Origin of the sequence: Streptomyces pimonensis (genome assembly GCF_041380215.1) — a bacterium.
Classification (GTDB): domain Bacteria; phylum Actinomycetota; class Actinomycetes; order Streptomycetales; family Streptomycetaceae; genus Streptomyces; species Streptomyces pimonensis.
The window spans coordinates 89,595-114,407 of sequence record NZ_JAHWZY010000020.1 but is presented as its reverse complement, the minus strand read 5'-3'; the positions used below and the strand labels follow the sequence as shown (position 1 = coordinate 114,407).

18 protein-coding genes and 2 pseudogenes are annotated in these 24,813 nt (G+C 71.8%); 13 read left to right on the top strand and 7 right to left on the bottom strand.

Annotated elements, in window-relative coordinates; all coding sequences use genetic code 11:
• The 6 genes and pseudogenes from KYY02_RS20990 to KYY02_RS20965 all read right to left on the bottom strand — a co-directional run bounded on the left by KYY02_RS20990 (position 1) and on the right by KYY02_RS20965 (position 8,722).
• Positions 1 to 1,305, bottom strand: a complete 1,305-nt coding sequence (locus KYY02_RS20990; RefSeq protein WP_371240089.1) for a M20/M25/M40 family metallo-hydrolase — start codon at positions 1,303 to 1,305, stop codon at positions 1 to 3.
• Complete coding sequence (locus KYY02_RS20985) at positions 1,298 to 2,131, bottom strand: M55 family metallopeptidase (protein ID WP_371240087.1); 834 nt, start codon at positions 2,129 to 2,131, stop codon at positions 1,298 to 1,300. The genes KYY02_RS20990 and KYY02_RS20985 overlap by 8 nt, the downstream gene beginning before the upstream one ends.
• Positions 2,132 to 2,233: 102 nt before the next feature.
• Positions 2,234 to 2,958: pseudogene (locus tag KYY02_RS20980) on the bottom strand (class I SAM-dependent methyltransferase).
• 136 nt (positions 2,959 to 3,094) lie between these two features.
• Positions 3,095 to 5,578, bottom strand: a complete 2,484-nt coding sequence (locus KYY02_RS20975) for a SpoIIE family protein phosphatase (RefSeq protein WP_371240085.1) — start codon at positions 5,576 to 5,578, stop codon at positions 3,095 to 3,097.
• A 145-nt stretch (positions 5,579 to 5,723) separates the two neighbouring features.
• Positions 5,724 to 8,123, bottom strand: a complete 2,400-nt coding sequence (locus KYY02_RS20970) for an MFS transporter (protein ID WP_371240083.1) — start codon at positions 8,121 to 8,123, stop codon at positions 5,724 to 5,726.
• Between the two features lie 155 nt (positions 8,124 to 8,278).
• Positions 8,279 to 8,722: an SRPBCC family protein gene (locus KYY02_RS20965; RefSeq protein ID WP_371240081.1), complete on the bottom strand. Its 444-nt coding sequence runs from the start codon at positions 8,720 to 8,722 to the stop codon at positions 8,279 to 8,281.
• A gap of 170 nt (positions 8,723 to 8,892) precedes the next feature.
• Here KYY02_RS20965 and KYY02_RS20960 point away from each other — a divergent pair, with 170 nt between their 5' ends.
• The 4 genes from KYY02_RS20960 (at position 8,893) to KYY02_RS20945 (ending at position 12,651) form a co-directional block, all read left to right on the top strand.
• Entirely contained in the window at positions 8,893 to 9,939 is a 1,047-nt protein-coding gene (locus KYY02_RS20960) for an Rv2578c family radical SAM protein (RefSeq protein WP_371240079.1), read from the top strand.
• Between the two features lie 148 nt (positions 9,940 to 10,087).
• On the top strand, positions 10,088 to 11,668 hold the full coding sequence (locus KYY02_RS20955) for an alpha/beta hydrolase (protein ID WP_371240077.1): 1,581 nt from the start codon (positions 10,088 to 10,090) through the stop codon (positions 11,666 to 11,668).
• Positions 11,669 to 11,722: 54 nt separating this feature from the next.
• Positions 11,723 to 12,121 carry a RidA family protein gene (locus tag KYY02_RS20950; RefSeq protein ID WP_371240075.1) on the top strand — a complete coding sequence of 133 codons (399 nt, stop codon included), beginning with the start codon at positions 11,723 to 11,725 and terminating at the stop codon, positions 12,119 to 12,121.
• Between the two features lie 20 nt (positions 12,122 to 12,141).
• Complete coding sequence (locus tag KYY02_RS20945; RefSeq protein ID WP_371240117.1) at positions 12,142 to 12,651, top strand: GNAT family N-acetyltransferase; 510 nt, start codon at positions 12,142 to 12,144, stop codon at positions 12,649 to 12,651.
• Here KYY02_RS20945 and KYY02_RS20940 read toward each other — a convergent pair.
• Positions 12,648 to 13,223, bottom strand: a complete 576-nt coding sequence (locus KYY02_RS20940; RefSeq protein WP_371240073.1) for an adenylosuccinate lyase — start codon at positions 13,221 to 13,223, stop codon at positions 12,648 to 12,650. The genes KYY02_RS20945 and KYY02_RS20940 overlap by 4 nt on opposite strands.
• 352 nt (positions 13,224 to 13,575) lie before the next feature.
• Between KYY02_RS20940 and KYY02_RS20935 the strand changes: the two genes are divergently transcribed.
• From KYY02_RS20935 to pssA, 9 genes and pseudogenes are all read left to right on the top strand, one after another.
• The gene (locus KYY02_RS20935; RefSeq protein ID WP_371240071.1) at positions 13,576 to 15,381 is read left to right on the top strand and encodes a 3-hydroxyacyl-CoA dehydrogenase family protein; all 1,806 of its coding nucleotides are present in this window, start codon (positions 13,576 to 13,578) and stop codon (positions 15,379 to 15,381) included.
• A gap of 163 nt (positions 15,382 to 15,544) precedes the next feature.
• Entirely contained in the window at positions 15,545 to 16,360 is an 816-nt protein-coding gene (locus KYY02_RS20930; protein ID WP_371240069.1) for a TetR family transcriptional regulator, read from the top strand.
• 402 nt (positions 16,361 to 16,762) lie between these two features.
• The gene (ccrA, locus tag KYY02_RS20925) at positions 16,763 to 18,106 is read left to right on the top strand and encodes a crotonyl-CoA carboxylase/reductase (protein WP_371240067.1); all 1,344 of its coding nucleotides are present in this window, start codon (positions 16,763 to 16,765) and stop codon (positions 18,104 to 18,106) included.
• A gap of 163 nt (positions 18,107 to 18,269) precedes the next feature.
• Positions 18,270 to 20,291: pseudogene (locus KYY02_RS20920) on the top strand (ethylmalonyl-CoA mutase); the annotation flags it as partial.
• A complete protein-coding gene (locus tag KYY02_RS20915; protein WP_371240065.1) occupies positions 20,288 to 21,301 on the top strand; it encodes an HpcH/HpaI aldolase/citrate lyase family protein in 1,014 nt (337 codons plus the stop codon). The pseudogene KYY02_RS20920 and the gene KYY02_RS20915, both read left to right, overlap by 4 nt.
• A gap of 5 nt (positions 21,302 to 21,306) precedes the next feature.
• On the top strand, positions 21,307 to 21,819 hold the full coding sequence (locus tag KYY02_RS20910; protein WP_371240063.1) for a MaoC family dehydratase: 513 nt from the start codon (positions 21,307 to 21,309) through the stop codon (positions 21,817 to 21,819).
• A gap of 2 nt (positions 21,820 to 21,821) precedes the next feature.
• Entirely contained in the window at positions 21,822 to 23,027 is a 1,206-nt protein-coding gene (locus tag KYY02_RS20905; RefSeq protein WP_371240061.1) for an acyl-CoA dehydrogenase family protein, read from the top strand.
• A 170-nt stretch (positions 23,028 to 23,197) separates the two neighbouring features.
• Positions 23,198 to 23,854: a phosphatidylserine decarboxylase gene (locus KYY02_RS20900; protein ID WP_073931230.1), complete on the top strand. Its 657-nt coding sequence runs from the start codon at positions 23,198 to 23,200 to the stop codon at positions 23,852 to 23,854.
• 22 nt (positions 23,855 to 23,876) lie between these two features.
• Positions 23,877 to 24,695 (top strand): CDP-diacylglycerol--serine O-phosphatidyltransferase, encoded by an 819-nt coding sequence (gene pssA / locus KYY02_RS20895; RefSeq protein ID WP_371240115.1) that lies wholly within the window; start codon positions 23,877 to 23,879, stop codon positions 24,693 to 24,695.
• The last annotated feature ends 118 nt before the right edge of the window (positions 24,696 to 24,813 follow it).

Below are 24,813 nucleotides of genomic sequence, written 5' to 3'. Positions count from 1 at the left end.
TCAGGCCGTCCGCAGGAACCGGTCGAGGACACGGACACCGAAGTGGAGCGCCTCGACCGGGACGCGCTCGTCGACCCCGTGGAAGAGGGCCTGGTAGTCGAAGCCCTCCGGCAGTTTCAGCGGCGCGAATCCGTAGCCGGTGATGCCCAGCCGGGAGAACTGCTTGGCGTCCGTGCCGCCCGACATGCAGTACGGCACCACGTGCCCCTCGGGCGCGAACTCCTGGACGGCGGCCCGCATCCGCGCGTACGTCGGCGAGTCCAGCGGCGCCTGGAGCGCCACCTCGTGGTGCTCGAACTCCCAGTCGACGTCCGGTCCGGTGAGCCGGTCCATGGTCGCGCGGAACTCGTCCTCGGCGCCCGCCAGATACCGTCCGTCGACGTGCGCCACGGCCTCTCCCGGAATCACGTTGACCTTGTAGCCGGCGTTCAGCATGGTCGGGTTGGCGCTGTTGCGGACGGTGGCCTCGACGAGCCTGCCCGCCGTGCCGAGCTTGTCCAGCAGGGCGTCCACGTCGGACAGGTCCGTCCCGATGCCGTACACCGCGGCGAGTTCGGTGAGCGCGGCCCGCACGGTCGGGGTGAGCCGCAGCGGCCACTGGTGCTCGCCGATGCGGGTGACGGCGGCGGCCAGGCGGGTCACCGCGTTCTCCTGATTGACCTTGGAGCCGTGCCCGGCCCGGCCGCGCGCGGTGAGCCTCATCCAGGCCGTGCCGCGCTCGCCGGCGGCGATCGGGTAGATCTGCCGCCCTCCGCCGTCGTGGAAGGTGAACGCGCCCGACTCGCTGACGCCCTCGGTGCAGCCCTCGAAGAGGTGCGCGTGCCGGTCGGCGAGGAATCCGGAGCCGTCCTCGGCGCTGGCCTCCTCGTCGGCGGTGAACGCGACGACGACGTCCCGCCGGGGCCGCACGCCCTCGCGCGCCCAGGCCCGCACCACGGCGAGGATCATCGCGTCCATGTTCTTCATGTCGACCGCGCCGCGGCCCCAGACGACCCCGTCGCGGACCTCGCCGGAGAAGGGGTGCACGCTCCAGTCGGCGGCCTCGGCGGGGACGACGTCCAGGTGCCCGTGGACGAGCAGCGCGTCGGCCGACGGGTCGGTGCCCTCCAGACGGGCGACGACGTTGGTGCGGCCCGGCGTGCGCTCCAGGAGCACCGGCTCGAGCCCCGCCTCGGCGAGCCGCGCGGCGGCGTACTCGGCGGCGGGCCGCTCCCTGCAGTCGCCCCCGCCCCTGTTGGTCGTGTCGATCCTGATCAGGTCGGACGTGAACGCCACGACCTCGTCCAGGGCCCGCTCGTCAGCCATACTGCTCCTCCACCGCGGCCGAGACGATCGTGGTGACCGCCTTGAAGGTGCGGATCCCGTCGTACATGGTCCCGCTGGTGTACGCCACTTTCCGCTCGCCGGCGCGGGTCACGCCCGGCACGACGGTGGCGGCCATCGCCAGGTGCTCGGCGTCGAACTCCACCGCGACGGTGAACGGCCCGCCGTCGACCGGCTCCCGGCGCACCGCCAGCGCGGCCGCCTCCCTGGCCGCCGCGCGGATGTCGGCGGCCGTGCGGGCCGGGGTGCGGCACACCGCCGCGTACCGGGACACGTGGTCCTTGACGGCGACCTTCAGCGCCTCGGGCGCGTAGCCGAGCGCGTCCTCGCAGGCGACGTCGTCACCGGTCACCAGGACCACCGGCACTCCGTACTCGGCGACCACGTGCGCGTTGAGCAGACCCTCGCTGGCCCGTACGTCGTCGACCCAGACCCCGGTGATGGAGTTGGCGAGGAAGGTGTGCGCGAGCACGCCCTCCATGCCGGCGCCGGCGTGGTAGCCGACGAACGCGATGCCGTCCACGTCGCCGTGCTGCACGCCCTCGACCATGGACAGGGCCTTGTGCCGCCCGGTGAGCATCTGCGCCCGCTCGTCCAGCTGTTCGAGCAGCAGGTTGCGCATGGTCCAGTGCGCCTCGTTGACCAGCACCTCGTCGGCGCCGCCGGCGAAGAACCCCTGCACGGCGGCGTTGACGTCCGAGGTGAACATGGACCGGCACCGCTCCCACTGGGGCGTCCCCGGCAGCACGTCGGCCGGCCAGGTGACACCGGTGGCGCCCTCCATGTCGGCGCTGATGAGGATCTTCATGCGGCACACGCTACGTGGTTCCGCCGGATCCCGGCCAGCCTGTGGACATCTCTCGCCGGTCCGGACCGGTGGAGGTCCCCGCGCCCTTCGCCGGGCGTTGTCCTACGCGGCGCGTCCGGTGACGGACCAGAGGGACGGCGGTGTGACACGGGTGCCGTCGGGGCCGCGTTCCGTGGTGGTCAGCGGCAGGGCGCCGCTCGCCAGCACGGCCAGTCCGGCTTCGGTCAGGAACTCGGGCACGGCCGCGTCGTCGACCTCGCCGGGGGTATGCCGTGCCGCAGGACCGGCGCGAGTCCGGACGGCGGCCCGCCGGGCCCGGTCGCGAGAGCCCGCAGGATCGCTCCTGCGGCCTCGGAGGGCTCGACGAGGAAGGCACGGCCGCGGTCGCCGACCACCGTGGCGATGCCGTCCACCAGTGCCTGCCGGTCGTCCGCCGCGCACTGGTGCAGCACACCGCGCATGTACACGTTGGCGTCGCCGAGTTCGGCCTGCAGGACCTGCGACTCGGCCTTCTCGGCGGCGTCCAGCCGCCGGTACGCCGCCCGCCCGTCCGGGTCGGCGCCGCGGGCGCGGTCCAGGGCCGCGGCGGAGAGGTCGGCGCCGTGGACGTACGGGAGGCGGTCGGCGAGGAAGCGGGTCTGGGTGCCGTTGCCGCACCCCAGGTCGATCAGGGGCAGACCGGGGTCGGTCAGGCGCGGTTCGAACACGGCGAGATGACGGACCGCGGTGAGGACGGGTTCCGCGTCCCAGAACACGGCTCCCGGCTCCTTCGGCGTCGCACGCCGGAAGCCCTCCCAGGCCTCCCGATACCGACTGGTCACGCTCATGCCCGACTCCCCGGGGTGCGACGCCGCCCCGTGCGGCGGGCCGGTACGGTGTACCGCGCCCCGAGCGCGCGGACAAGCACGCGGCGCGTTCCTCCGCGACTCGTTCGCCCCGGAGTGCGCCGTGCTCCACCGGCGCTCAGCGCCGTCGCGGCAGCGTCAGCTCGAACCACACGCTCTTGCCGGCCGTCGTCCGGCTGGTGCCCCACTGGCGGGCGAGGGTGCTGACCACGCGCAGTCCGCGCCCGGACTCGTCCTCCGGCCGCGCGTCGACCAGCGTCGGCAGTTCGTGGTCGTCGTCCTCCACCTCGCACAGCAGCGTGTCGCCGCGCACCAGCCGCAGGGCGACGGGGCGGGCGTGGGAGTGCAGCACGGCGTTGGTGACGAGTTCGCCCACCATCAGCTCGGCGCTGTCGACGAGCTTCGGCAGCCCCCAGTCGTACAGCTGCTCGCGGACCGCCGTGCGGGCCCGTCCGACCTCGGACGGCTCGGGGACGAGCCGCCATTCGGCGACGTCCTCGGGTCCGATGCCGCCGAGACGGGCCATCAGCAGGGCCACGTCGTCCTTGCGGTCACCCCGTCCCGCTTCCGAGGACGTCGCGGCGAGCGCGCGGACGATGGTGTCGCAGGCGTCGTCCATGGAGGCGGCCGGATGGGCGGCGGACTCGCACAGCGCGGCCAGCCCGACACCGATGTCCTCGCCGCGCACCTCGACCAGTCCGTCGGTGCACATCACCAGCCGGTCGCCGGGCTCCACGGGTACGCGCACCGCTTCGAAGGGCACTTTGCCGACGCCGACGGGCGCCCCGGTGGGCAGGTCGAGCAGTTCGCCGCGTCCGTCGGCGGCGCGGACCAGGACCGGCGGGACGTGTCCGGCGTTGGCGAGGCTCAGCTCGCCCGCGATGGGGTCGTAGACGGCGTACAGACAGGTCGCGAGGTGGGTGTCGCCGAGCCGCTGGGCCAAGTCGTCCAGGTTGCGCAGGAGTTGCGCGGGCGGCAGGTCCAGCGCGGCCATGGTCTGCACGGCGGTGCGCAACTGGCCCATCATCGCCGCTGAGTTCAGTCCGTGCCCCATGACGTCGCCGACGACGAACGCGGTGCGGGCACCGGGCAGCTTCACCGCGTCGAACCAGTCGCCGCCGACCCGTCCGAGCAGGGTGCCCGGCAGATAGCGGGTGGCGATGTCGCAGCCCGCCATGCGCGGCGGGATGTGCGGCAGCATGCTGTCCTGGAGCGTCTCGGCGACGTTCTCCTGGTAGGTGTACATGCGCGCGTTGTCGAGCACGAGGCCCGCGCGGGCGGCGAGTTCGGCGCCGGTGACCCGGTCCATGTCGTCGAAGACCTGCCGCTCCGGATGGCGCAGCAGGATCATGAAGCCGAGGACGGCGTGGCGTGCCTTCAGCGGGACGACCAGCATGGAACGGCCGGTGATCAGCGGCCGGATGTCCCGCTTCTCGAACTGCGAGGCGATGGCGTGGCCCATCTCCTCGCTGATGCGGGGCACCAGGACGGGTTCGCCGGTGGTCATGCACCGGAAGAACGGGGTGTGCGCCGGGAAGGACATGGCCTCGCCGACGGGCACGACGTCGTCCCAGCGGCCGGGTTCGTCGGTGTGCTCCAGGGCGACCCGGTGCCACAGGGTGGTGGTGTCCGGCACGCCCTCGTCGAACCCCTCACCGGAGACGACCTGTTCACGCAGGTAGGTGCCGGCCACGTCGGTGAAGCGGGGCACGACCGCCTTGCTGACCTCGACGACGGTGCGCGCCAGGTCGAGGGAGGTGCCGATCCGGGAGCTGACCTCGTTGAGGAACTCCAGGCGCTCGCGGACGGCGGCGTACTCGAGGTCCTCGCCCTCGTCCCGCAGTTCCTCGGGCACCGGTTCGCCGGCCGCCGACACCCGGGCGGCCCGCTCACGGCGTTCGCGGCGTCCGGCACGCCGGGGCACGCCCCAGTCCGGGGTGACCGGCACCCGGTCGTTCTGACTGAACTCCAGGATGGGGTAACCCAGCTCGAGGACCTGTCCGACGATGCGGGTGCTGTCGCCGACGCTCATGCCGGGGAGGATCTCGGGGAGCCTGCGGGCGAGGTCCTCGGCGCCGGGGAAGTCGGTGTGCAGGGCGAAGCCGGGCGTGATGCGTTCCGACACCCCGGCGCCGTCCGTGCGCAACCCGTCCGCGTCGGCGGCCAGCACCAGCAGCCGCTCGCTTCCCGGGCCCACCAGCGGGTAGGCCCACCACAGTACGTCGACCCGCCCGGCCCCGTCCGCGGCGAGCCGGGCTCGGCCCGCGGCCGGGTAGGACAGCCCTCCACCGAGCGAGGCGCCGAAGCCGGGGCCCGGACCGTCACAGGCGGCGTACGTCCCGTACGGGGCGGCCTCCTCGTCCTCGGGTTCCTCGGGCAGCGCCCCGGACACGGGCAGCAGGTCGACCGCCGGACGGCCGAGCGCCTCCTCCTTGGTGAGGGAGAACAGACGTCGCGCGCCCCTGCTCCAGTGGGAGACGAGCCCTTCGCGGTCGACCACGACCACGGCCAGGGGGATGCGGCCGGCGCCGTCCTGCCCGGTCGCCGCGCCGTCCCCCGCCCGGCGATCCGGAGGTGCGTCCCGCTCGGTGCCACGGTCCATGGCCCAGGCCCTCTCTCCCCCGGCTGTGCAAGATCTGTACCGCCGGTCACCACCGTACGGCCGCGGTCGGGCGCGATGTGCGCCAACGCGGGAATTGCCCGCCGGTGCTCGCACCGGCGTGCGTTCCCGCGCGTGACCGACCGTTTCAGTCCTCGTGCCCCAGCTGGAGGTCGCGTTCCGTGCGCCCTCCGCCGGCCACCTGGAGCACGGTCGCGACCGGCGGGTAACCGGCGGCGATGACGGTGTACTCGCCCGACGCCAGGTCGACGAACCGGAAGGTGCCGTCGGGGCCGGTGGTGAGGGTGTCGACGACGTTGCCCGCCGCGTCCAGCAGGGTCACGCGCGCCTCCTCGACCGGCCGCCCGCCGCCGGCCCGCACCGTGCCGCGCAGCACCGCGCCGCCGGCCAGCTCGACGTCCTGGCGAGTCTCGCGGGCGGCCTGGACGGTGACGGGGAGGGCGGCCGGACGGAAGGCGGGCGCGCTCGCGGCGAGCGTGTACTCGCCCGCCACCAGCTCGCTGATGACATAGCCGCCCTCCCTGCCGCTGCGGGTGCTCGCGACGACCTCCCCGTGGACGTTGGTGAGCGTGACGGCCGCGTCCCGCACCGGTGTGCCGTCGGCGGTGACGACAGTGCCGGCCAGACGGCCCGCGCCGCCGAGGACGACGTCGAGTTCGACGGGCCGTTCGCCGACGGTCACCGAGACCGCCTGCGGCTGGTGGCCGCCCGCGGCGGCGATCAGGACGTACGAACCCGGGCCGGGGGTGGCCAGCGCGTACCGCCCGTCCTCGCCGCTCGCGCCCCGTCCGGTCTGCTGTCCGGAGACGTCGATGAGGGTGAGCGCCGCGCGCGGTACGACGGTCCCGTCGGGGTGCTGCACGGTCCCGCAGACGGGGACGCCGCCGGTGTGGGCCGAACGGGCGTGCGGCACGCGTGCGGTGGAGCGGGGTGCTTCCTGTACCGGGTCGGCGGTGGGGGCGTGGTGGGACACCAGTGGTCTCTCCTTGAGGAAGAAGGCGATGAGCAGGCCGAGGACGAGCACCGGCACCAGGTGGAGGAAGATGCGCGGCATGGCGTCGGCGTAGGCCTGCACGTAGGCGTCGCGCAGCTCGGGCGGCAGCGCGTGCACCAGCTCGGGGGTGATCGACTCGGCGTCGGGCGGGGCTCCCGCGCCGGCGGGCAGGCGGTCCTCGAGCGCGTCGGTGAGCCGACCCGCGAAGAGGGCGCCGAAGACGGCGGCGCCGACGCTGCCGCCGATCTGCCGGAAGTAGGTGTGGGCGCTGGTGGCGGTGCCGAGATCGGCGGGGCGCGCGGAGTTCTGCACGGCGAGGACCAGCACCGGCATCACCATGCCGATGCCGGCCCCGAGGACGGCCGTCCAGATGCCGTAGTGCAGCCGGGGGGTGCCGGTCTCCAGGCGGGACAGCAGCCACATCCCGACGGCGCAGAGGGCGGTGCCGACGACGGGGTGCCACCGGTAGCGGCCGGAGCGGCTGACGAGGTGACCGGAGACGATCGAGGCGCCGACGATCCCTCCCGTCATGGGCAGCATCAGCAGTCCGGACCCGGTGGCGGACACCCCGTCGACCATCTGCAGGTACGTCGGCAGGTAACCGGCGACGCCGAACAGGGCGACGCCGGTCACCAGGCCCACCAGGCCGGTGACGTTGAAGACGGAGTCCCGGAACAGCCGCAGCGGGACCAGGGGTTCGGCGGCGAAGCGCTCGACGACGAGGAAGAGGACGCCGGCCGCGGCGACGCCCGCGCCGAGTCCCAGGACGACGCGGGAGTTCCAGGCGTACGTGGTGCCGCCCCAGCTGGTCAGCAGCACCAGGCAGGTGGAGGCGGCGGTCAGCAACAGGGTGCCGAGGACGTCGAAGCGTCCCCGGGCGGCCGGTTTGGGGAGTCTGAGCACCAGGGCGACGACGACCATGGTGACGACGCCGAACGGCACGTTGACGTAGAAGCACCAGCGCCACGAGAGGTGATCGGTGAAGTAACCGCCGAGCAGCGGCCCGGCGACGGACGCGAGGCCGAAGGCGGCGCCGACCAGCCCCATGTACCGGCCGCGTCGGCGCGCGGGCACGATGTCCGCGATGATCGCCTGGACGCCGATCATCAGGCCGCCCGCGCCGACGCCCTGCACCGCGCGGTAGGCGATCAGCTGGTCCATGGTCGACGCGCGGCCCGCCAGCGCGGAGCCGACGACGAACACGAGGATCGCGAACTGGAAGACGCCCTTGCGACCGAGCAGGTCGCCGAGCTTTCCGTAGACCGGCAGTCCGACGGTGGCGGTGAGCAGGTAGGCGGTGATCGCCCAGGACATCCGGTCCAGGCCGTGCAGTTCGCCGACGATCCGGGGGAGCGCGGTGGCGACGATCATCTGCTCCAGGGCGGCGAGCAGCAGCGCCGTCATCAGCGCGAGGAGGACCAGCCGGACCCGGCGCGGGCTCAGGTCCGGCTCGACGACCGGCACCGGGGGCGGCGGGCCCCCGGCCGGCGGTGCCGCGACCGGCTCGTCCTGCGTCAGAGTGATCCCGCCCACGTGCCGCTCCCCTCGTCGCACCGCCGGACAACTCCCGCGTGAAAGCGACAACTACGGGCAAGCACGGCGAGTTACGGGACAGGGAAGGGCCACAACGAGATCACTCGAACCGGTGAGGAACCAACTCCGCACGCCTCACGAGAGGTTGCCGCCTCTCACTGCTCGACCTCCGCGGCCAGCCTGGCCAGCAGGGCGTCGTGGATACGGACGAGGCCCTTGGGCGCGAAGGTCTTCTCGAAGAAGCCGCCGATGCCGCCGGCGCCGTTCCAGACGGTGGTCACGACGACGCGGGAGCGACCGTCACCGGCCGGGGTGACCCGCCAGGTGGTGACCATGGAGGAGTTGCGGTCCTTCTCGACCAGTTCGCCGTCGGTCGGCTCGGTGACCTCCAGGAGGCAGTCACGGACGCGCTTGCTGGTGGCCTGGAGCTTCCAGTGCACGAGGGTGCCCTCGCCGTCGCCGCCCTCGCGGACCTCGTACTCGCTGAACTGCTCGGGCAGCACTTTCGCGCGGGTGCCGCTGTAGTCGGCGAGGGCGTCGAACACCGTCTCCGCGTCCGCCGCGACGATCCGCTCCGTAGTGGCTTCGACCTGCGCCATCGCTTACCTCCAGGGCATGGGTTCTCAGGGTCGGGGCAAGCCAACCACCCCCGCGTGCGGCCGCCCAAATCGGGGCTTCGGATGTGGTCGGAGGGTGGCCGGAAATGTCGTCCGCACGATCACGGGAACGCTTGTTCTATTCTGTGGCGCAGCGACACCGAGGAGGCGTCATGCGCTGGGAGAACCTCTCACCGGGCTCCGAACACAGCCGGGCCGACACCGTGCTGTTCGGCGCGGAGGCGGTCACGACCCGCACCTTCGACGCCCCGGAGTTCCGTGGCGTCACCTTCCACGAGGTCCGGGCCCGCTCGATCGTCAACCGGGTGCCGGGGGCCTCCCGCATGCCGTTCGAGTGGACGGTGAACCCCTACCGGGGCTGCACGCACGCGTGCGTCTACTGTTTCGCGCGCAGGACCCACAGCCGTCTGGGCCTCGACACCGGTCTCGGCTTCGACAGCCAGATCGTGGTCACGGTGAACGCGCCCGAGCTGCTGCGCCACCGGCTGGCCTCCCCCGGCTGGCGGGGCGAGCACATCGCGATGGGCACGAACGTCGACTGCTACCAGCGGGCGGAGGGCCGCTACCGGCTGATGCCGGGCATCCTCGCCGCCCTGCGCGACCACGCCAACCCGTTCTCGATCCTCACCAAGGGCACGCTGATCCTGCGGGACCTCCCGCTGCTGAAGGAGGCCGCCCGGGTGACCGACGTGGGCGTCTCGGTCTCGGTGGGGTTCACCGACGAGGGGCTGTGGCGGACGGCCGAGCCGGGCACCCCTGCCCCGGAACGGCGGCTGGACGTGGTCCGGACGTTCACCGGGCACGGCATCGACTGCGGGGTCCTGATGGCGCCGGTGATCCCGTTCCTGGGCGACCGCCCGGACCAGTTGCGGGCGGCGGTGCGGGCGGTCGCGGCCTCGGGCGCCACCTCCGTCACCCCCCTGGTGCTGCATCTGCGGCCGGGCGCCCGCCAGTGGTTCATGTCCTGGCTCGGGCGGCACCATCCGTATCTGGTGGCCCGCTACGAGCGGCTGTACGCGGACGGCGCCTACGCCCCGAAGTGGTACCAGCGCCGCATCACCCGCCAGGTGCACGAACTGGCCGAGGAGTACGGCATCGGCCCCGCCCGGGCGGGGACGCCCCGCCGGATCCGCGCCGTCGGGCCCGCCGGGCCGGCCGGGCCCCCGGCGGTCGAGCCGACCCGACTGACGCTCCTTTAAGAGCGTTTAAGAGCGTTCGAGCGCATCCGGCGACCCGATCGGGTCAAGAATCGCCAGAACGGGTTCGGATGGGGCCCCATACCGGGACGATGCCGCGTGAACCGTGAGCCCGCGGTCCGCCGCACCTCCGTCCTGGGAGGACCCCGCCATGAGAAAACGCGCAGCCGTGCTGTGCGGTGCCGCCGTCGTCCTGGCCGGATGCCTCACGGCCGCGCCCGCCGAGGCCGGCTCCCCGCGCGCCGCGAAGACCCCGCACGCCGCGAAGCCGGTGTGGAAGGAGTGCGGCACCGACGACTACCCGACGCTGCAGTGCGCGTCCGTCGAGGTGCCGCTCGACCACACCGACCCCGCCGGGCGGAGGATCACGCTCGCGCTGTCCCGCGTCCCGCACACCGCGGAGCGGTACCAGGGCCCCCTGGTGGTGAACCCGGGCGGCCCCGGCGGCAGCGGTCTGACGCTCGCCGGGTTCGTCGCGGCGGCGCTGCCGAAACGGGTGGCCGCCCAGTACGACGTCATCGGTTTCGACCCGCGCGGGGTGGGCGCGAGCGAGCCGGCGCTGGACTGCGCACCGGGCCACTTCGGCCCGGTGCGCCCGGACCCGGTGCCGACCTCGCCCGAGGTCGAACGGGCGAACCTCGCGCGCGTGCGGTCGTTCGCCGCGGCCTGCGGACGCGAGTACGCCGATCTGCTGCCGCACATCGACACGGACAGCACGGTGCGCGACCTGGACGCGATCCGGCGGGCGCTGGGCGCGGAGAAGCTCAACTACTTCGGGTACTCCTACGGCACCTACCTGGGCGCCGTCTACGCCAAGCGGTTCCCGGAGCGGGTGCGGCGCCTGGTCCTGGACTCGGTCGTCGACCCCACCAGGGTCTGGTACGACGCCAACCTCGACCAGGACCACGCCTTCGACGACCGCCACCGCGCCTTCATGGCCTGGGTCGCCGAGCACGACCCGGCGTACGGGCTGGGCACCGACCCGGAGAAGGTCGAGGCCGCGTGGTACGCGATGCGCGCGGCGCTGAGGAAGGACCCGGCCGGCGGGAGGGTGGGCGCCGCCGAACTGGAGGACACCTACCTCCCGGGCGGCTACTACAACGGCTACTGGCCCTACCTCGCGGAGGCGTTCTCGGCGTACGTGAACCAGCGGGACGCCGAACCGCTGATCGAGGCGTACGAGAACTTCGGCGCGAGCGACGCCGCCGCCGGCAACGGCTACAGCGTCTACACCGCGGTGCAGTGCCGGGACGCCGCCTGGCCGCGTGACTGGCGGCAGTGGCGCAAGGACACCTGGGAGGTGTACGCGCGGGCGCCCTTCATGGCCTGGAACAACGCCTGGTACAACGCGCCGTGCGCGTTCTGGCCGGCCGGGTCGCTGCGGCCGGAGCGCGTCCGCAACGACGGGCTGCCGCCGGTGCTGCTGTTCCAGGCGACGCACGACGCGGCGACCCCGTACCAGGGCGGTGTCACCGTCCACCGGCTGCTGGCGCGCTCCAGCCTGGTGGTCGAGTCGGGCGGCGGCAACCACGGCATCACGCTGAGCGGGAACGCCTGCCTGGACCGGCATCTGACGGCCTACCTGACCGACGGGACCGTGCCGCGCGGGAGCGGCGGCGAGGCCGACGCGGTGTGCGCGGCGCTGCCCGACCCCGAGCCGCTGACGTCGAAGGCGGCGCCGACGACGGCGCGCGGTTCGACGCTGCACGGTCTGCTCGGCTTCCGGAGCTGAGGCATGACGACCCCTCGGGGCGGGTTGTAGTACCCCATGGTCCATCATGAACGCATGAGCGCCCTGACCCGCATCCCCGCCCCCGACGGTGTGGCCCCCGCCGCCCAGTACACCCACGTGGTGACGGGCACGGGCCGCTTCGTCGTCGTCTCCGGCCAGCTCGCCCTGGACGAGGACGGCGAACTCGTCGGCGCGGGCGACGCCGGGGCCCAGGCCCGCCAGGTGTTCGAGAACCTGCGGCGCTGCCTGGCCGCCGCCGGGGCGACCTTCGACGACGTCGTGAAGCTCACCTTCTTCGTGACCGACATGGCGCACATGCCTGCCATCCGCGCGGCCCGCGCCGAGCACATACCGGACGACCGGCTGCCGGCCGCGTCCGCCGTGCGGGTCGCCGGGCTGGTCCGCCCGGAGTTCCTGATGGAGATCGAGGCCTTCGCCGTGGTGGGAGCGTGAGCGGGCTCGTGCTGCGGCCCATGACCGCCGACGACTGCGAGGCCGTCGCCGGGATCCGGACACGCGGGTGGCAGCACGCGTACCGGGGTCTCGTCCCGCAGCCGTACCTCGACGGCCTCGACGCCGGGGCCGACGCCGAACGGCACCGCGCCCGTCTGGCCGACGGCGACGGCACTGTGGTGAACCTGGTCGCCGAGGCCGACGGCGGCGAGCTCGCGGGATGGGCCGCGTTCGGTCCGTACCGGGACGGCGACGTGCGTACCGAGGACGCGGAACTGTACGCCCTCTACCTGCCTCCCGAGCGCATCGGCCAGGGCGTGGCACGGACCCTGCTGACCGAGGTGACCCACCGCTGCGCCGCCGCCGACCACCCGCGCATACGTCTGTGGGTCCTCGGGGGCAACGCCCGCGCCCGCCGTTTCTACGAGCGGGCGGGGTTCGGCGCGGACGGGGCGGAGGAGTCCTTCGAGGTGGACGGGGTGGTGGTGCCCGAAGTGCGGTACACGAAGGAGCTCACCGGGCGGCCCTAGCGCGGCCGGGGGATCCGGGCCAGCGCGTGCACGGCCGCCTCGGCCAGCGCCGGATGGGCGAGGGCGTCGTCGAGCACGGGCACGGCGCGCGGGTCGCCGAGTTCGCCCAGCCCTTCCACGCAGGCCAGCGCGACCCGGCGGTACGGGTCGTGGGGGCGCAGACGCCGCCGCAAGGTGGTGATCAGGGCCGGGACCGCCTCGGGAGCGCGCAGTGCGGTCAGCAGGCGGACGGGGTACAGGGCGTAGGCGACGCGGAGTTCGTTGGTGGCGAGGGCGGCGGCGGCGCGGGCGGTGCGCGGGTCGCCGAGGCGGGCCAGGGCGTGGGCGGCGGAGGCGCAGCGCGGCGGGTCCCGGTGGTTGAGGAGCAGCACCAGCGCCTCGAAGGCCCGCCGGTCCCCCGCCACCCCCAGCCGGAACGCGGCCAGTTCCCGCGCCCACAGCGGCTGCCCGGCTTCGGTGAGGACGCCGGCCAGGGTGTCGAGGTCGTCCGTGTCCAGGAGACGGTCGTACACCGTCGATCCGCCAGCCTCCGTCCGTAAGCGTTCCGTGAGCGATCGCAGCTCTTCGTCCATGGTGCAGAGGTTAGGGGTGTGCGGGGCCCTTCGGGACGTACCTCACAAAGCCGAGGGCTGGTGCGCTCGTTACCCGCGGGTTAAGCTCAGACGAGCGAGTTACCCACTCGCGATCCTCCTCATGGCGGTCTGGTGACGCGGCCGCCCTGAGTGGCAGTCGGTTCGGTACCCCGTGTACCGCAGTACGGCTCGGCCCCGGGACAGGGCCGGCCGGGCGGGCCGTCGTCCACCGACGGCACCGGGCGTGTGCGCTCGCAGCCCGGACCCCGCCCGCATCCCGCACGCGCCCGGTGCGCCCTTCGGTGCATCGGGGCGTGGCTCCCGTCGTCACCCTCATTCCTGGAGTCCCGCGATGGCCACTCCCCTCTCCGACACCCCTCTGTCCCCGCTCCGGACCGTCGCCGTGGTCGGTCTCGGCACGATGGGCACCGGCATCGCCGAGGTCCTGGCCGGCGCCGGCCGCGATGTCATCGGCATCGACATCAGCGAGGCCCAGACCGCCCGGTGCGTCGCCGCCCTGGAGGCCTCCACCGCCCGCGCCGTGGAGCGCGGCCGGCTCACCGAGGAGCGGCGTGCGGACCTCCTCGCCCGCGTGACCACCTCCACCGACCTCACGGCGGCGGCCGACGCCGACCTGGTGATCGAGGTGGCGCCGGAGTCGTACGGGATCAAGCAGCAGATCCTCCGTGAACTCGACGGGATCGTGGGGCCGAGGACCCTTCTGGCGACCGGTACCAACGCCCTGTCCGTCACGCGTCTCGCCGCCGAATCGGCCCGCCCCGAGCGGGTGCTGGGCATGCACTTCTTCAACCCGGCGCCGGCGATGAAGCTGGTGGAGGTCGTCTCCTGCGTGCTGACCGCCCCCGCGGCCGTCACCGCGGTCACCGATCTCGCGCTGGACCTGGGCAAGGAGCCCGTGGCGGTCGGCGACCGGCCCGGATTCGTCGCCGACGGGCTGCTGTTCGGCTACCTCAACCAGGCCGCCGCGATGTACGAGGCCAACTACGCCTCCCGGGAGGACATCGACGCCGCGATGCGGCTGGGCTGCGGACTGCCCATGGGCCCGCTGGCACTGCTGGACCTGATCGGCGTCGACACCGCGCGCACGGTCCTGGAGGCCATGTACGCCGAGTCCGGTGACCGGCTGCACGCCCCGGCCCCGATCCTCAAGCAGCTCAGCGAGGCGGGCCTGACGGGCCGCAAGGCGGGGCGCGGTTTCTACACGTACGAGGCTCCGGGCAGCAACGCCGTCGTGCGGGACGCCCTGACCCCGCCGGAAGGCGGCTCCCCCACCGCCGGCCGTCCGGTGCGTTCGGTGGGCGTCGCGGGCTCCGGCACCATGGCCTCCGGTATCGCCGAGGTCTTCGCCAAGGCCGGCTACGAGGTGGTCCTGGCCGCCCGCAGCGCGGAGAAGGCGCAGGGCGCCAGGGCCCGGATCGGGAAGAACCTGGCGCGCTCGGTCGACAAGGGCCGGATGACCGCCGGGGCCGCCGCCCGGGCCCTGGAGCGGGTGCGTCCGACGGGCGCGTACGACGACTTCGCCGACGTCGATCTCGCGGTCGAGGCGGTCGCCGAGGACCTGGACGTCAAGCGGCAGCTGTTCACGACGCTGGACAAGGTCTGCAAGCCGGGCGCGGTCCTCGCCACCACCACCTCCTCCCTCCCGGTCGTCGCCTGCGCCCGTGCCACCTCGCGCCCGCAGGACGTGGTCGGCATGCACTTCTTCAACCCCGCGCCGGCCATGAAACTGGTCGAGGTGGTGCGTACGGTGCTGACCGCCGACGACGTGCACGCCACCGTGCACGAGGTCTGCGGCACGATCCGCAAGCACGCCGTGGACTGCGGCGACCGGGCCGGGTTCATCGTGAACGCGCTGCTGTTCCCGTATCTCAACAACGCGATCAAGATGGTGCAGGAGCACTACGCGTCCCTCGACGACGTCGACACCGCGATGAAGCTGGGCGGCGGCTACCCGATGGGGCCGTTCGAGCTGCTCGACGTCGTCGGCCTGGACGTCTCGCTCGCCATCGAGAGGGTGCTGCACCGCGAGTTCCGCGACCCGGGTCTCGCGCCGGCGCCGCTGCTGGAGCACCTGGTGGCCGCGGGCTGCCTCGGCCGCAAGACCGGCCGCGGCTTCCGCGAGTATGCCAAGCGCTGAGCGGCGCCCCGGCGACCGGTTCGAGGGCGGTGCGCAGTGGGGCGGGCTGCTGGGCCCCGACCGGTTCCCGCCACCGGCCCGTAGCGTCCCTCCCCCGCCCGGTAGGGGCGGGGGAGCCTGCGGTCATGCGCACCGAGCTGCGCACATGCAGTACGTTCAGGGCATGTCCCAGCCCGCCAAGTCCGCACGTACACCAGCCACGACCGAGCAGCAGCCGGAAAGCGCCGCAGGCTCCCGTGCCGCCGCCCAGCGGCTCAGAATGCGCCGGGAACTGGCGGCCGCCGCGATGGAGCTGTTCGCGACCAAGGGGTACGAGGCGACCACCGTCGACGAGATCGCGGCCGCCGCCGGGGTCGCCCGCCGCACCTTCTTCCGTCACTTCCGCTCCAAGGAAGAGGCGATCTTCCCCGACCACGACGACACCCTGGTCCGCGCCGAGGCGGTGCTCAACGCCGCCCCCGCACACGAGCATCCGCTCGACACGGTGTGCCGCGGCATCAAGGAGGTCATGAGGATGTACGCGGCGCGGCCGGAGATCTCGGTCGCCCGCTACCGGCTGACGCGCGAGGTGCCCACCCTGCGCGAGGCGGAGATCGCGTCGGTGGCCCGCTACGAGCGCCTGTTCACCCGCTATCTGCTCGGTCACTTCGACGAGCACGCGCACGACGACGACGCCAACGACGACCCGCTGCTGGCGGAGGTCGCCGCGTCCGCCGTGGTCACCGCCCACAACCACGTGCTGCGACGCTGGCTGCGGGCCGACGGGCAGGGCGACGTGGAGGCCCAGTTGGACCACGCCTTCGCGATCGTCCGCAAGACCTTCGGCAGCGGGATCATGGCGGGCCGGCGCACCGCGCCGCCGAAGCCGCCGACCGTCTCGGCGTCCGCGCACGGCGAGGTCCTGGTGACGGTCGCCCATGTGGACGCCCCGCTGGACGAGGTGATGCGGACCATCGAGCAGGCGCTCAAGCAGCGCTGAACAGCCCTCGAGGAGCGCGGAACAGACCGCTCGACGCTGTGATGACGGCCACCCCACCGGGTGGCCGTTTCGCCATGTCAGGAGCGCTTTTCACGCCCGTTTCCGGGCCGGTTCGATCGATCATCGCTCACCTGATGGGTAAAGGTTTCACCTGAGCCAAAGTTCTGGCACGCAGTGCCTTGCCGGATGACACGGCGTGCCATACGTTGAAGATGTCCGGGCGAGTCCCGGCGGGCCCACCGCCCGCACGCCCGGACGCCTGCGTCACAGGCAACCTCCCGCGCACACCAAGCGCTGCCGAAGCACCACCGCCGGACCGACGGCATCCCCGACCCCTCAGCAGCACACCGACGTAACCCTCAGCGCCCCTCCCTCAGGGCGCTCATCGCCGGAGGCAACACCGTGACCGTGAAGGACATCCTGGCCGCGATCCAGTCGCCCGACTCCACGCCGGAGGACTTCGCCGCCCTGCCGCTCCCCGAGTCGTACCGCGCGATCACCGTGCACAAGGACGAGACGGAGATGTTCGCGGGCCTCGAGACCCGTGACAAGGACCCCCGCAAGTCGATCCACCTCGACGACGTGCCGCTGCCCGAACTGGGGCCGGGCGAGGCCCTGGTGGCCGTCATGGCCTCCTCGGTCAACTACAACTCGGTGTGGACCTCGATCTTCGAGCCGCTGTCGACGTTCGGCTTCCTGGAGCGTTACGGCCGGCTCAGCGAACTCACCAAGCGCCACGACCTGCCGTACCACATCATCGGCTCCGACCTCGCGGGCGTGGTGCTGCGCACCGGCCCCGGCGTCAACGCCTGGCGCCCCGGCGACGAGGTCGTCGCCCACTGCCTCTCCGTCGAGCTGGAGTCCAGCGACGGCCACAACGACACGATGCTCGACCCCGAGCAGCGCATCTGGGGCTTCGAGACCAACTTCGGCGGCCTCGCCGAGATCGCACTGGTGAAGTCCAACCAGCTGATGCCCAAGCCGGACCACCTCAGCTGGGAGGAGGCCGCCGCGCCGGGCCTGGTCAACTCCACCGCGTACCGGCAGCTGGTGTCCCGCAACGGCGCCGGCATGAAGCAGGGCGACAACGTCCTCATCTGGGGCGCGAGCGGCGGACTCGGCAGCTACGCCACCCAGTTCGCGCTGGCCGGCGGCGCCAACCCGATCTGCGTCGTCTCCAGCGACCAGAAGGCGGACATCTGCCGGTCGATGGGTGCCGAGGCGATCATCGACCGCAACGCCGAGGGCTACGAGTTCTGGAAGGACGAGAACACCCAGGACCCGAAGGAGTGGAAGCGCTTCGGCAAGCGCATCCGCGAACTCACCGGCGGAGAGGACATCGACATCGTCTTCGAGCACCCCGGCCGCGAGACCTTCGGCGCCTCGGTCTTCGTCACCCGCAAGGGCGGCACCATCACCACCTGCGCGTCGACCTCGGGCTACCTGCACGAGTACGACAACCGCTACCTGTGGATGTCCCTGAAGCGCATCATCGGCTCCCACTTCGCCAACTACCGCGAGGCGTGGGAGGCCAACCGCCTGATCTCCAAGGGCAGGATCCACCCGACGCTCTCCAGGACGTACCCCCTGGAGGACACCGGACAGGCGGCGTACGACGTCCACCGCAACCTGCACCAGGGCAAGGTCGGCGTGCTGTGCATGGCGCCCCAGGAGGGCCTGGGCGTGCGCGACCACGAGAAGCGCGCGAAGCACATCGACGCCATCAACCGCTTCCGCGACATCTGAGGGCCGGGAGATGACAGAGCGTCGGACCGCGCCCGCGGCGCAGGGCGCGCCGTCCACGGCGGAGCCGCCGGCCGGCCCGGCGGAGGAGACGGGGACAAGGGGGCGCAGTGACCACGGGCCGGGGAACCTCGGCACCGGCACGGAGCGCCCTGCGTCGCAGGCGCAGAAGGGGAAGGACCGTCCGTGGCTCATGCGGACGTACGCCGGTCACTCGACCGCCGAGGCGTCCAACGAGCTGTACCGGCGCAACCTCGCCAAGGGACAGACGGGGCTGTCGGTCGCGTTCGACCTGCCGACCCAGACCGGGTACGACCCCGACCACATCCTCGCCCGCGGCGAGGTCGGCCGGGTCGGCGTGCCGGTCGCGCACCTCGGTGACATGCGCCGGCTGTTCCAGGACATCCCCCTGGAGCAGATGAACACCTCGATGACGATCAACGCCACCGCCATGTGGCTGCTGGCGCTCTACCAGGTCGTCGCCGAGGAGCAGGGCGCGGACGTCAGCCGGCTCCAGGGCACGACCCAGAACGACATCGTGAAGGAGTACCTGTCCCGGGGTACGCACGTCTTCCCGCCGGGCCCGTCGCTCCGCCTCACGACGGACATGATCGCGTACACGGTCTCCCGCATGCCGAAGTGGAACCCGGTCAACATCTGCAGCTACCACCTGCAGGAGGCCGGGGCCACGCCGGTGCAGGAGATCGCGTACGCGATGTCCACCGCGATCGCCGTGCTCGACGCGGTGCGCGACAGCGGGCAGGTGCCCCGGGAGCGCATGGGCGACGTGGTCGGCCGCATCTCCTTCTTCGTCAACGCGGGCGTCCGCTTCGTCGAGGAGATGTGCAAGATGCGCGCCTTCGGCCGCATCTGGGACCAGGTCACCCGCGAGCGGTACGGCATCGAGAACCCCAGGCACCGCCGCTTCCGCTACGGCGTCCAGGTCAACTCCCTCGGGCTGACCGAGGCGCAGCCGGAGAACAACGTCCAGCGGATCGTGCTGGAGATGCTGGCCGTCACCCTCTCCAAGGACGCCCGCGCGCGTGCCGTGCAGCTGCCGGCCTGGAACGAGGCCCTGGGCCTGCCCCGCCCCTGGGACCAGCAGTGGTCGCTGCGCATCCAGCAGGTCCTGGCGTACGAGAGCGACCTGCTGGAGTACGACGACATCTTCGCGGGGTCGAAGGTGATCGAGGCGAAGGTGGGCCAGCTGGTCGCGGACTCGCTCGCGGAGATGGAGCGGATCGAGGGGATGGGCGGCGCGATGGCCGCCGTCGAGTCCGGTTACCTCAAGTCCCGGCTGGTGTCCTCGCACGCCGAGCGACGGGCCCGGATCGAGTCGGGCGAGGAGAAGGTCATCGGTGTCAACGCCTTCGAGGACACCGAGCCGAACCCGCTGACCGCCGACCTGGACACCGCGATCCAGACGGTCGACCCCGCGGTGGAGGCCCGGGTCGTCGCCTCGCTGCGGAGCTGGCGCGACACCCGCTACCAGCCGCCCTTCAACCACCCGCGCCCCTGCAAGGCGCTGGAGAAGCTGAAGGAGGCCGCGAAGGGCGCCGACAACCTCATGGAGGCCACCCTGGAGTGCGCCCGCGCCGGCGTCACGACCGGCGAGTGGGCCGGGGCGCTGCGCGAGGTGTTCGGCGAGTTCCGGGCTCCGACCGGTGTCTCCTCCGCCCCGGTGGCGGTCGCCGCCGAGGAGGGCTCGGCCCTGTCGGAGGTCCGCCGCACGGTGGAACGGACGGCCGGGGACCTCGGCGTCGGCAAGCTGCGCTTCCTGGTCGGCAAGCCGGGCCTGGACGGGCACTCCAACGGCGCCGAGCAGATCGCCGTGCGGGCCCGCGACGCCGGGTTCGAGGTGGTCTACCAGGGCATCCGGCTCACCCCGGAGCAGATCGTGGACGCCGCCCTCGCCGAGGACGTGCACGCGGTGGGCCTGTCCGTCCTCTCCGGCTCGCACGCCCGGCTGGTGCCGGACGTGCTCGAACGGCTCCGTGCGGCCGGTGCCGCGGACATACCGGTGATCGTCGGTGGCATCATCCCCAGCGGTGACGCCGAACAGCTGCGGGCCGCCGGAGTGGCCGCGGTCTTCACCCCGAAGGACTTCGACATCACCGGGATCATCGGCCGCATCGTCGACGAGATCCGCACAGCGAACCGGCTCGACCCTCTGGAGGTCCCCGCATGACCGCCCACCCGTCGCCCACCACCGCTCTTCCGACGGACGGCTCCGCCGCACGTCCCTTCCACCGTCTGCGTCCCCGCCGCTCCTGTCTCGCGGTGCCGGGAAGCAACCCGCGCTTCCTGGAGAAGGCGCAGGGCCTCCCGGCGGACCAGGTCTTCCTGGACCTGGAGGACGCCTGCGCGCCGCTCGCCAAGCCTGAGGCGCGGCACACCGTCGTGAAGTTCCTCAACGAGGGCGACTGGACCGGCAAGACCCGCGTCGTACGCGTCAACGACTGGACGACGGAGTGGACGTACCGGGACGTCGTGACGGTCGTCGAGGGCGCAGGGCCGAACCTCGACTGCATCATGCTGCCGAAGGTCCAGGACGCCCAGCAGGTCGTGGCACTGGACCTGCTGCTGACCCAGATCGAGAAGACCATGGGCTTCGAGGTCGGCCGGATCGGCATCGAGGCGCAGATCGAGAACGCCCGCGGCCTGAACAACGTCAACGGGATCGCGCAGGCCTCCCCGCGCGTCGAGACCATCATCTTCGGCCCGGCCGACTTCATGGCGTCCATCAACATGAAGTCCCTCGTCGTGGGCGAGCAGCCGCCCGGCTACCCGGCGGACGCCTACCACTACATCCTGATGAAGATCCTGATGGCCGCCCGCGCCAACGACCTCCAGGCGATCGACGGCCCCTACCTGCAGATCCGCAACGTGGACGGCTACCGCGAGGTCGCACAGCGCGCCGCCGCCCTCGGCTTCGACGGCAAGTGGGTGCTGCACCCGGGCCAGGTGGAGGCGTCCAACGAGATCTTCTCGCCGTCACAGGAGGACTACGACCACGCCGAGCTGATCCTGGACGCGTACGACTACTACACGTCCGAGGCGGGCGGCAGGAAGGGCTCCGCGATGCTCGGCGACGAGATGATCGACGAGGCCAGCCGCAAGATGGCCCTGGTCGTCTCGGGCAAGGGACGCGCGGCCGGCATGCGGCGCACGTCGAAGTTCGAGATCCCGGAGGCCTGAGCGCGATGCAGTTCGGACGCACCTACGAGGAGTTCGAGATCGGCGCGGTGTACAAGCACTGGCCGGGAAAGACGGTCACCGAGTACGACGACCACCTGTTCTGTCTCCTCACGATGAACCACCACCCGCTCCACATGGACAGCAACTACGCCGAGAGCACGACGGACTTCGGCAGGAACGTGGTGGTCGGCAACTACGTCTACTCACTCCTCCTCGGCATGTCGGTGCCCGACGTCTCCGGCAAGGCGATCGCCAACCTGGAGGTCGAGTCGCTCAAGCACGTGGCGCCGACCTTCCACGGCGACACGATCTACGGCCAGACCACCGTGCTCGACAAATGGCCGTCGACGTCGAGGAACGACCGCGGCATCGTCCACGTCGAGACCCGGGGCCACAAGCAGGACGGCACGCTGGTGTGCGTGTTCCGCCGCAAGGTGATGGTGCCGACCGGGACGTACATCAAGGAGCGCGGCGGCGAGCAGCCCGGCCGCCCGGAACCGAAGCAGCAGGAGAAGTAGCCATGGCGCGACTCGCCCGGACCGCCGGTCTGACCGACGTCCAGCAGGAGATCCTCTCCACCGTCCGCGACTTCGTGGACAAGGAGATCATCCCGGTCGCCACCGGGCTGGAGCACCGCGACGAGTACCCGCAGGCGATCGTCGACGGCCTGAAGGAGCTCGGCCTGTTCGGCCTGATGATCCCCGAGGAGTACGGGGGCCTGGGCGAGTCGCTCCTCACCTACGCGCTGTGCGTGGAGGAGATCGCCCGGGGATGGATGTCGGTGTCCGGCATCATCAACACGCACTTCATCGTGGCGTACATGCTCAAGCAGCACGGCACGCAGGAGCAGAAGAACCACTTCCTGCCGAGGATGGCGGCCGGCGACGTCCGGGGCGCCTTCTCGATGTCGGAGCCGGGCCTCGGCTCCGACGTGTCGGCGATCACGTCGAGGGCGGTGAAGGACGGCGGGGAGTACGTCCTGAACGGCCAGAAGATGTGGCTGACGAACGGCGGCACGTCGTCGCTGGTGGCCGTTCTGGTGCGGAGTGACGAAGGACACCCCGAGGGCACCGCGCCCCACCGGTCGATGACCACCTTCCTGGTGGAGAAGGAGCCGGGCTTCGGCGAGGTCCGCCCCGGCCTGACCGTCCCCGGCAAAATCGACAAGATGGGTTACAAGGGGGTCGACACGACCGAGCTCATCATGGACGACCTGCGGATTCCCGCCGATCGGGTGCTCGGCGGGACCACCGGCCGAGGTTTTTACCACATGATGGACGGGGTCGAGGTGGGCCGCGTCAATGTGGCGGCGCGTGGTTGCGGTGTCGCTCGGCGTGCCTTCGAGCTCGGCATCCGGTACGCCCAGCAGCGTCACACCTTCGGCAAGCCGATCGCCCAGCACCAGGCCGTCCAGTTCAAGCTGGCCGAGATGGCTACCAAGGTGGAGGCCGCGCATGCCATGATGGTGAACGCAGCGCGCAAAAAGGACTCCGGGGAGCGAAACGACCTCGAGGCAGGGATGGCGAAGTACCTCGCCTCCGAGTACTGCAAGGAGGTCGTGGAGGACGCCTTCCGGATCCACGGCGGCTACGGCTTCTCCAAGGAGTACGAGATCGAGCGCCTCTACCGGGAGGCGCCGATGCTGCTGATCGGTGAAGGCACCGCTGAGATCCAGAAAATGATCATCGGCCGCCGACTGCTCGAAGAGTATCGATTCCAGGGCTAGATGTCCGGATACGGGGTGTTTTCTTGGAGAAGATGATCACACCCCGTATGCGCTCTTCGGCCGCCGACTCGGCTGACTGCCTTACCCAGTTACGGCTCGGAACCGCTACGATCGCCGGAAAGCCGCCGTCCCCCGCAAGTGCGCGGCATCATCCGCTACGAAGGTCATCCATGCCCCACAGCCAAACCTCTGCACACCGCGACAGCCTCGCCGGCGTACGCCTCGCGCGCGGAGCATCGCCGTGGCTTCTGCCGACCGTCGCCACCGCAGCCGTCAGTCTGCTCCGCTCCCGCCGCTCGGGTGCCGCCAAGGCCGTCGCCGTCCCCGCCACCGCCCTGGCGGCGGGGATGCTGTGGTTCTTCCGCGACCCCGAGCGTGAGATCGCCCAGGGCAGGGTCATCTCGCCCGCCGACGGTGTGGTGCAGAGCATCATGCCGTGGAAGGACGGCCGTACCCGCGTCGCCATCTTCATGAGCCCGCTCAACGTCCACGTGAACCGGGCCCCGCTGTCCGGCACGGTGACGTCGGTCGAGCACATCCCCGGTGGCTTCGTTCCCGCCTTCAACAAGGAGAGCGAGAACAACGAGCGCGTCGTGTGGCACTTCGACACGGAGCTCGGCGACATCGAGATGATCCAGATCGCCGGCGCGGTGGCCCGCCGCATCGTCCCCTACGTGCCTCAGGGCACCAAGGTCGAGCAGGGCGAGCGCATCGGTCTGATCCGCTTCGGCTCACGCGTCGACATCTACCTGCCGGAAGGCGTGGAGGTGGCCGTCGAGGTCGGTCAGAAGACCGTGGCTGGGGTGACTCGCATTGACCGTGGTTGATCCCGAGACACAGGCCGGGTGGGTGCCCGAGGCCGACGAGGCGGACGACGAGGAGGAGATGCCCCTCTCGCTCCGCCTGTCGATAGCGGACACCCTCACCCTCGGCAACGCCACCTGCGGCTTCATGGCGGTGTACTTCACCACCACCGGCATCCTGATCCCGCACCTCCAGGGGAGCCAGGAGACCGGCATGGCGCGCCACAGCGCGGCCACCGCCGTCATCCTGATGCTGTGCGCGGCGGTCTTCGACCTGTTCGACGGCCTGGTGGCGCGCAAGCTGCGCTCCTCGCCGATGGGCGCCGAGCTGGACAACCTGTCCGACCTGATCAGCTTCGGGCTGGCGCCGGCGTACTTCGTCCTGGTCTACGGCATGGTCGCGGACGACGCGCACCAGAGAGTGGCCGCGGTCGGGGCGATCGTGGTGCTGCTGGCGGTGGTGCTGAGGCTGGCGCGGTTCTCCTGCGTCACGGTGAAGGACGGCACCTTCCAGGGCATGCCGTCGCCCTTCGGGGCGCTGACGGTGGTCTCGATCGTGCTGCTGGAGCTGCCGTTCGTGGCGACGCTGCTGGCGATCATCGGTACGGCCTGGCTGATGGTGAGCCGGGTGGAGTACCCCAAGCCGCGGGGCCGCCTCGCGGTGGCGATGCTCTCCTGGATCGTGCTGTCGATGGGCCTGCTGGCGGCGTGGGCGTTCGACGCGCCGAGCGGTCAGATGCTGCTGCAGACGGGCTGTGCGCTGCAGCTGGTGATGGGGGCGGTGATCCCTCTGTTCGCGACGGCGCGTCGTGTGAACACTTTCCGCGACAACCGCCGTGAGGCGCGGGCGGCGCAGCTTCCGTAACGCGTGCGTTCGACGGGCCCCGGACCCGGGTCGGGTCCGGGGCCCGTCCGTCTCGCTCCCGGTGTGGCCGCCGGCCTCACCGGGGGCTCCGCCCCCGGACTCCCGGCCCTCGCCCGCC

What these genes read in the sequence shown, in the direction of transcription:
- KYY02_RS20990 (WP_371240089.1), bottom strand. Translation starts at nt 1,305, where the DNA reads ATGGCTGACGAGCGGGCCCTGGACGAGGTCGTGGCGTTCACGTCCGAC.
- KYY02_RS20985 (WP_371240087.1), bottom strand. Translation starts at nt 2,131, where the DNA reads ATGAAGATCCTCATCAGCGCCGACATGGAGGGCGCCACCGGTGTCACC.
- KYY02_RS20975 (WP_371240085.1), bottom strand. Translation starts at nt 5,578, where the DNA reads ATGGACCGTGGCACCGAGCGGGACGCACCTCCGGATCGCCGGGCGGGG.
- KYY02_RS20965 (WP_371240081.1), bottom strand. Translation starts at nt 8,722, where the DNA reads ATGGCGCAGGTCGAAGCCACTACGGAGCGGATCGTCGCGGCGGACGCG.
- KYY02_RS20960 (WP_371240079.1), top strand. Translation starts at nt 8,893, where the DNA reads ATGCGCTGGGAGAACCTCTCACCGGGCTCCGAACACAGCCGGGCCGAC.
- KYY02_RS20955 (WP_371240077.1), top strand. Translation starts at nt 10,088, where the DNA reads ATGAGAAAACGCGCAGCCGTGCTGTGCGGTGCCGCCGTCGTCCTGGCC.
- KYY02_RS20950 (WP_371240075.1), top strand. Translation starts at nt 11,723, where the DNA reads ATGAGCGCCCTGACCCGCATCCCCGCCCCCGACGGTGTGGCCCCCGCC.
- KYY02_RS20945 (WP_371240117.1), top strand. Translation starts at nt 12,142, where the DNA reads ATGACCGCCGACGACTGCGAGGCCGTCGCCGGGATCCGGACACGCGGG.
- KYY02_RS20940 (WP_371240073.1), bottom strand. Translation starts at nt 13,223, where the DNA reads ATGGACGAAGAGCTGCGATCGCTCACGGAACGCTTACGGACGGAGGCT.
- KYY02_RS20935 (WP_371240071.1), top strand. Translation starts at nt 13,576, where the DNA reads ATGGCCACTCCCCTCTCCGACACCCCTCTGTCCCCGCTCCGGACCGTC.
- KYY02_RS20930 (WP_371240069.1), top strand. Translation starts at nt 15,545, where the DNA reads ATGTCCCAGCCCGCCAAGTCCGCACGTACACCAGCCACGACCGAGCAG.
- KYY02_RS20915 (WP_371240065.1), top strand. Translation starts at nt 20,288, where the DNA reads ATGACCGCCCACCCGTCGCCCACCACCGCTCTTCCGACGGACGGCTCC.
- KYY02_RS20910 (WP_371240063.1), top strand. Translation starts at nt 21,307, where the DNA reads ATGCAGTTCGGACGCACCTACGAGGAGTTCGAGATCGGCGCGGTGTAC.
- KYY02_RS20905 (WP_371240061.1), top strand. Translation starts at nt 21,822, where the DNA reads ATGGCGCGACTCGCCCGGACCGCCGGTCTGACCGACGTCCAGCAGGAG.
- KYY02_RS20900 (WP_073931230.1), top strand. Translation starts at nt 23,198, where the DNA reads ATGCCCCACAGCCAAACCTCTGCACACCGCGACAGCCTCGCCGGCGTA.